Source organism: Intestinibacter sp., assembly GCF_051866655.1.
Classification (GTDB): Bacteria; Bacillota; Clostridia; order Peptostreptococcales; family Peptostreptococcaceae; genus Intestinibacter.
The window spans coordinates 1-7,315 of the sequence record NZ_JBJDXL010000065.1 but is presented as its reverse complement, the minus strand read 5'-3'; the positions used below and the strand labels follow the sequence as shown (position 1 = coordinate 7,315).

Annotated in this window: 6 protein-coding genes; all 6 read left to right on the top strand. The window is 31.1% G+C overall.

Annotation, left to right across the window (positions count from 1 at the left end):
- The coding region (locus tag ACI3VO_RS01875) for a TerD family protein (protein WP_439756280.1) at positions 1-183 on the top strand (183 nt) is incomplete at its 5' end.
- 22 nt (positions 184-205) lie between these two features.
- Complete coding sequence (locus ACI3VO_RS01870) at positions 206-784, top strand: TerD family protein (protein WP_439756279.1); 579 nt, start codon at positions 206-208, stop codon at positions 782-784.
- 25 nt (positions 785-809) lie between these two features.
- Positions 810-1,424 carry a TerD family protein gene (locus ACI3VO_RS01865; RefSeq protein WP_439756278.1) on the top strand — a complete coding sequence of 205 codons (615 nt, stop codon included), beginning with the start codon at positions 810-812 and terminating at the stop codon, positions 1,422-1,424.
- A 3-nt stretch (positions 1,425-1,427) separates the two neighbouring features.
- Positions 1,428-4,199, top strand: coding sequence for a calcium-translocating P-type ATPase, PMCA-type (locus ACI3VO_RS01860; protein ID WP_439756277.1), 2,772 nt, complete (start codon positions 1,428-1,430; stop codon positions 4,197-4,199).
- Positions 4,200-4,276: 77 nt separating this feature from the next.
- On the top strand, positions 4,277-5,872 hold the full coding sequence (locus ACI3VO_RS01855; RefSeq protein WP_439756276.1) for a YceG family protein: 1,596 nt from the start codon (positions 4,277-4,279) through the stop codon (positions 5,870-5,872).
- 2 nt (positions 5,873-5,874) lie between these two features.
- Positions 5,875-7,023 carry a toxic anion resistance protein gene (locus tag ACI3VO_RS01850; RefSeq protein WP_439756274.1) on the top strand — a complete coding sequence of 383 codons (1,149 nt, stop codon included), beginning with the start codon at positions 5,875-5,877 and terminating at the stop codon, positions 7,021-7,023.
- Positions 7,024-7,315: the final 292 nt, after the last annotated feature.

Below are 7,315 nucleotides of genomic sequence, written 5' to 3'. Positions count from 1 at the left end.
GTAAATGAAGATACTAATGAAGAACTTTTAAATTACGAATTAGGTGAAGATTTCTCTATAGAAACAGCTGTAGTTGTTTGTGAAATATACAGACATAATGGAGAATGGAAATTCAATGCTTTGGGATCAGGGTTTGAAGGAGGGCTTGAAGCTCTTTGTAAAAACTTTGGAATAAATATATAGATATAAGTGAGGGGGAGTAGATATGGCAATCACATTAAAAAAAGGTCAAAAAATCGATTTAACTAAAGGAAATCCAGGACTTAAACATATTAAGTTAGGATTAGGATGGGATACTAATGTATTTGATGGAGGAGATGATTTCGACTTAGACGTAAGTTTATTTATGGTTTCTAAAAGTGGAAAAGTAGAACATGACGAAGATTTTATTTTCTACAATAACCTAAAACATCCATCTGAAGCTGTTGAACATCTAGGCGATAATAGAACTGGTGATGGTGAAGGCGACGATGAAGAAATACTAGTAGATTTTTCTAAAATGCCAGACTATGTGGATAGAATAGCTGTAACAGTTACTATATACGAAGCTAAAGAAAGAAGACAAAATTTTGGACAAGTAAATAATTCTTATGTAAGACTTTTAAATTCAGACAATGATGAAGAATTACTTAGATATGATTTAGGAGAAGAATTCTCTATAGAAACTGCAATAGTTGTATGTGAAATATATAAACATAACGGCGAATGGAAATTTAATGCAGTAGGTTCAGGATTTGAAGGAGGACTTGAAGCTCTTTGTAGAAATTACGGTTTAAACGTATAATACGAACTAGTATGGAGGAATAGATATGTCAATAAATCTTAAAAAAGGACAAAAAATCGATTTAAAAAAATCTAATCCAGGACTTAGTACAGTTAGAGTAGGATTAGGCTGGGATCCTGTAAACAAAGGTGGAGGAGGATTCTTAAAATCTCTATTTGGATCAGGAAAGGCTGATATAGACTGTGATGCATCTGTATTTTTATTAAATGGAGATAGCAAGCCAATTGATTTAGTTTATTTTGGAAATTTAAGAACTAGAAATGATTCTATAATACATACAGGTGATAATTTAACAGGAGAAGGAGAAGGCGATGATGAAGTTATTTTAGTAGACCTAGATAGAATAGATCCTAATGTAGATAAATTATTATTTGTTGTAAATATTTACGACTGTGTCAGAAGGGGTCAAGATTTTGGTATGATCCAAAATGCATATATAAGAATGACTGATGCCAAAAATAATTCTGAAATAGCTAGATACAATTTATCTGATGATTATAGAGGAAAAACAGGTCTATTAGTTGGCCTTATATACAGATATAATGGAACTTGGAAATTCAATGCAATAGGAGAAGGAACAAGAGACACAGGTTTAAATGACATGAAGAAAAATCTTGAAAGAAAAGCATATGGAGTGTAAAAAATGAAATTTTATGGTGAGACGAAAGAGAGCGTACTAAAGGAGCTCGATGTAGATAAAAATAAAGGTCTTTCTAATGATCAGGTAAAAGAAAGAAGAGAAAAATACGGTTTAAATGAATTTACGCCGAGAGAAGAAGGTAGTTTTTGGGATGATTTAAAAGATGCCCTATCAGAGCCTATGATAGTGATATTAATCGTAGCAGCTATAATAAGTGCTGTTATAGGAGAATTCCACGATGCAATAGGTATAGTATGTGCCATAGCAATAGGTATAGCTATAGGAATGATTACAGAAGGTCGTTCTAAAAAGGCCGCAGAAGCTCTATCAAAATTGACAGAAAATATAGAAGTAAAGGTACTTAGAAACTCACAAGTAGAACAAGTATCAAAATCAGAATTAGTTCCTGGGGATATAGTTTTTATAGAAACAGGAGATATGATTCCAGCAGATGGTAGACTTATAAAGAGCATAAACCTAAAGGTCAGAGAAGATATGCTTACAGGTGAATCTGATGACGTATCTAAAAAATGTGACGTAACTATCGGCATGGAAAAGGTTGAAACTAAAGACGGAATAAAAGAGCTTGAACCAATACCAGCAAAACAAATAAACATGGTATTTGGAGGAACTCTAGTTGCATATGGTACAGGTATGATGGTTGTAACTTCTATAGGAGACGACACTCAAATGGGAGATATAGCTAAAAACCTATCAGAAGAAGACGAGGAAACTCCACTTCAAATAAAGCTTGGACATTTAGGTGGATTAATAGCTAAGGTTTCAAGTGCTATAGCAGGATTACTATTTATATTTATGGTAGTAAGAATGGTCATGAATGGATTAAAAATAGATACTTCAGGAGTATTTGCATTTTTAGATTCTATAGACGAAGTAAAAACTGCGTTTACTGTTTGTGTAGCTTTAATAGTTGCAGCAGTTCCAGAAGGTCTTCCAACTATGATAAATATGACTCTTGCTATAACTATGCAAAAGATGGCTAAGATAAATGCATTAGTTACTAAGAAAGAAGCTTGTGAAACTATAGGTTCTGTTTCAGTTATATGTTCAGACAAAACTGGTACATTAACTCAAAATAGAATGACTGTAGAAGTAGCTTATATAGACGGTAGATATGTAGAGGACGATAATATTAATTCAAATAGTTATTTCTTAGAAAACTGTACAGTAAACTCTACAGCAGATATAGAAGTTCACGATGACGAAACTAAGTATCTAGGTAGTGCTACAGAATGTGCTCTACTTCTTAGAAATAAGGACACTGATTATAGAAAAATGAGAAACGATGCAATTATAATTGCACAAAATCAATTCTCTTCTAACTTAAAGAGAATGTCTACTATAATTGCACAAAATCACAAATACGTATTACTTACAAAAGGTGCTCCAGAGGTAATTCTTGAGCTTTGCAAGTTTGTCGAAGAGCCAGACGGAGTAAAAGAGCTTACACAAGATAGAAAAGAAAAAATATTATCTGAAATAGCTAAATTACAAGAAAAATCTATGAGAGCGTTGGGATTTGCATATAAGGAAATGCCTATTTACGATGAATCAAGTGAAGCTGCAATAGCGCTTGAGGATGAAGAAATAAGTATAGAAAAATGCGAAGAAAGCTTAGTATTTGGTGGATTTGTAGGTATTAGAGATCCACTTAGACCAGATGTAGCTGAATCAGTAAAAACTGCAAATCACGCAGGTGTAGCTGTAAAAATGCTTACAGGAGATAATATAAATACAGCTAGAGCAATAGGAGAAGATTTAGGACTTCTTAAAAATAATATGAGAGCTGTAGAAGCTTCATATATAGATACTTTAACTGATGAAGAATTAAAAGAAGAAATCAAGACTATTTCAATAGTTGCTAGAAGTAAGCCAGACAGTAAGATGAGAATAGTTCAAGCTCTACAAGCAAATGGAGAAGTAGTAGCAGTAACAGGAGATGGTATAAACGATGCACCAGCTCTAGCTAAGGCAGATGTAGGTATAGCAATGGGTATATCTGGAACAGAGGTATCTAAAAATGCTGCTGACATCATACTTACTGACGACTCATTCTCAACTATAGTAAGTGGTATCAAATGGGGTAGAGGAATCTACGACAACTTCCAAAGATTTGTCCAATTCCAGTTGACAGTTAATATAATCGCGTTCTTAGTTGCGATTATTTCACAAGTATTAGGTCAAGAAATGCCATTTACAACTATACAATTACTATGGGTTAATATAATAATGGATGGACCACCAGCACTTGCTCTAGGTCTTGAACCAGTTAGAAACCATGTACTAGACAGAAAGCCTGTCAATAGAAATGCAAGTATAATCACAAAATCTATGATTTTCACAATTATAGGTAATGCTTTTTATATAACATTGATACTTATGTTACAATCTTCATTTAACATATTAAATGTTACACCGGAGCAAAATGAAACAGTAATGTTCTGTATATTTGCATTTAGTGCATTATTTAATGCATTTAACTGTAGAGAGTTTAACTTCGACAGCATAATACCAAATTTAACTAAAAATAAACTTGCTATAGAAATTATACTAGTTACAGGAATAGCACAAGTTATATTTACACAAGTATTTAAAGACTTCTTTAATGCAGTTCCTCTTAGTATAACAGTATGGCTAAAGGTATTAGCTCTAGCATTTACTGTTATAGTAGTAGATGAAGTAGTTAAATTTATAGGCAGATTATTTAAAAAGGAAGACAAAAAAGATAGCAATATGCCAAAAGTAGAGGCATAATAATGTTTTAGCTGCTTTACTTTTATTTAAAAATAAAGCAGCTAAAATAATAAATGGCAGATTATAAGGAGGATAACATGGAGTTAGGTAGCAAATCAAATATATTTAGTAAAATATTCTCCAGCCAATCAGATAGAGGCAACTACACCTCATCTAAAGGATATGAAAATTATTTTTTAGCATATATAGGTGTTGGTGATGCAGAGGTTTACGATTTAGAAATTTACGAATTAAATAGAGAAATAAAAAAAAGAAAAAATATCGCTCTATTTACTAACAGTATATTAAATCCAGATGATTTTGATATAATATCTTATCTTAAAGCTAAAGCTTCTAAATACAATGGAAGTGTTTTTGATTTAGATATAGATTTAGTAGGATATGAAGAGATAAACAACAGGATAAAAAGAGCTTTTGATATTTTCTTAAAAGAAGAAGGCGGTAAATTCAACAACGACAGAGTAAAGTTTAATTTTATAATAAAGGTCATGAGTTGGATAAGAATCTATATAAATCCTTTAGTTATAGATTACAATGATGCTCCAAAGGTTGTAGTTTATGGAAATATTAAAAAACACGAGCTATACTTTTTATTAATTCTCTATATCGCTGGATTTGATATTTTATATATAAATCCAAATGGATTAGGTGAGCTTCAAAATATAGATACAAATAAATACAATATAGAAATTGAAAATAATCCAATTCAAAACGATGTAATTTCATTTGAAGAAAGAGTAAAAAAAGGAGAAATATTAGATAAATCTTCTATAAAAAAAGCATATACTGTAGGAGCACAGGCGTCAAAGCAAATAAGCGATGAACTTTTAAATGACGCTGGATTTATAAAACCGTGGCAGCTTCAAAATAGAAATATAAAGACGTTGCTTTTAAGCTCTACAGTAGATGAAGTCGATATATATTGGAAAGAGCCGATGAAATTGAGACCTGGATTTAAGTTCGATCAAGAAATTGTAAATTTACCAGTATTTTTCACAAAAATAGATGGCGTATATAGAGATTTAGATGAATATTATTCATTAGTGGATAAGTTGCAAATAAATGATTTTTCTTATTTTGTACAGTTTGACAACAACATAAGACCTCTGGCTAAGCCGTTTACTAGAGAGGGATACAACTTATCTTTCTTTATCGAAAATAATGGAAGGCTCAATAAAAAAGCAATTATAAAAGAAGGAAATTTTTCTATTTCAAATTTAAGCTTGAGATGGCAGGAAAATATATTAAATAAAATAGAAGAGACTATTTTAAGCGATATGTTTATAGAAGGACTTAACAAGGATGATATAGTGAAAGGCCTTTACACTGTTTTAAATATGAATGAAAAATTTGTGTATTTAATAAACAGCTTTGATTATGCAAATATAAATCCTAAGCTCATAATATATATTGAACAGATGAGGATGTTTACTAAAGAAATAGTATTTTTACTATTGACTCTAAGTAAAATAGGATTTGATATAGTAATTTTTACTCCAGGAGGAGTAAATTGCATTGAAAATATTATAAATAGTCAAATAGTGGATATTCATAGACTAGATGTAATAAATTATGATTTAAAATACAAATCATCAAGACAAACTAGCTATAATAATAGTAGTAGAAATTCGAGTTCATGGATTGAAAAATTATTCGGGAAATGGAGTGATTAGTAATGGGTATAGATATCAGTAAATTTTCAAATAACAACGATGAGGTTGTAGAAGTAGTAGAGAATCAACAACCAGCTGTACCAGAGGTAGCTCAAGATAACTTTGATATAGTTGAATATACAAATAACAAGAAGATGGAGCTTAGAAAATCTAAAGAAGTAGAAAACTTGACATCTTTAATAGAAGTAGACAATCCAAATACAATTCTTCAATTTGGTAAGGAAGCTTCTGAGGGGATAGCTAGAGTTTCAGATAGCTTGCTTTCAACTATAAAAATGAACCAAAATGAAAAAAATTCAGAAATGCTAGTTAGATTGACTAAAATAATGGATAAGTTCGATTTAGATGATTTTGCAAAAACTAAAGAGCCTAATTTCTTACAAAAAATGTTTAAAAAGGCAAACAGCGCTATAGAAGTTATGTTCCAAAAGTACGAAACTCTAGGTGGAGAAGTTGAAAAAATTCAAATCGAGCTTCAAAATTACGAAAGAGAAATAGGTGATTCAAATAAACAATTGGGAGCTATGTTAAATGAAAACTTCAACTACTACAATGAGCTTCAAAAATACATTGTAGCAGGTGAAATGGGAGTAGAAGAGCTAGAAAACGACTTGCTTCCACAATTTAAAGCTAAGGCAGACATGGGAGATCAAATGGATATAGCTAATTATCAAGAGCTGTTAAACATAAAGGATATGCTAGTTCAAAGAGTTTACGACTTGAGAATAGCTGAAAATATTTCTCTTCAAACAATACCTATGCTTAGAACTATGCAACACAACAACTACGGATTAATAAGAAAAATAAACAGCGCATTTGTAGTAACTCTACCAGTATTTAAACAATGCTTATCTCAAGCAATACTTATCAAAAAACAAGAGCTTCAAACTAAGTCTCTAAAAGCGCTTGACGATAAGACTAATGAATTACTACTTAAGAACGCACAAAATGTATCTAATGCAAGTACTCAAATTGCGAAGATGGCGACTTCAAGCTCTGTTCAAATAGAAACTCTAGAAAAAATGCACAACACTATTAAAAATGGTATAGAAGAAACTATGAGAATAGAACAAGCTAATAGAGATGCCATAGCTCAAAATACAAGACGACTAGAAGAATTGAATACTAATATAATAACTAACAGAAGATAATTTGTATTAAAGCTACGATTTAAATAATGAAATAAACTATTAAAAAGCAATTAAGCCGCAAAATAATACGTTTTGCGGCTTTTGCTTTAAGATGTATTTAAAACTAATTATAGGAGGACGAAGTGAAGTATTTTAATTATATAGACGATGAAAAATTAGACCAAATTTTTTATAAAAAGCCACAGGCATTCGATAAAAATACTGAAAAAGATATTTTAAAGTATTCTCTAGGTGCTTTTTTATATGTTCCAGCCAACAAATACAGCCAGATATATAAAAGCGTTGTAAATCA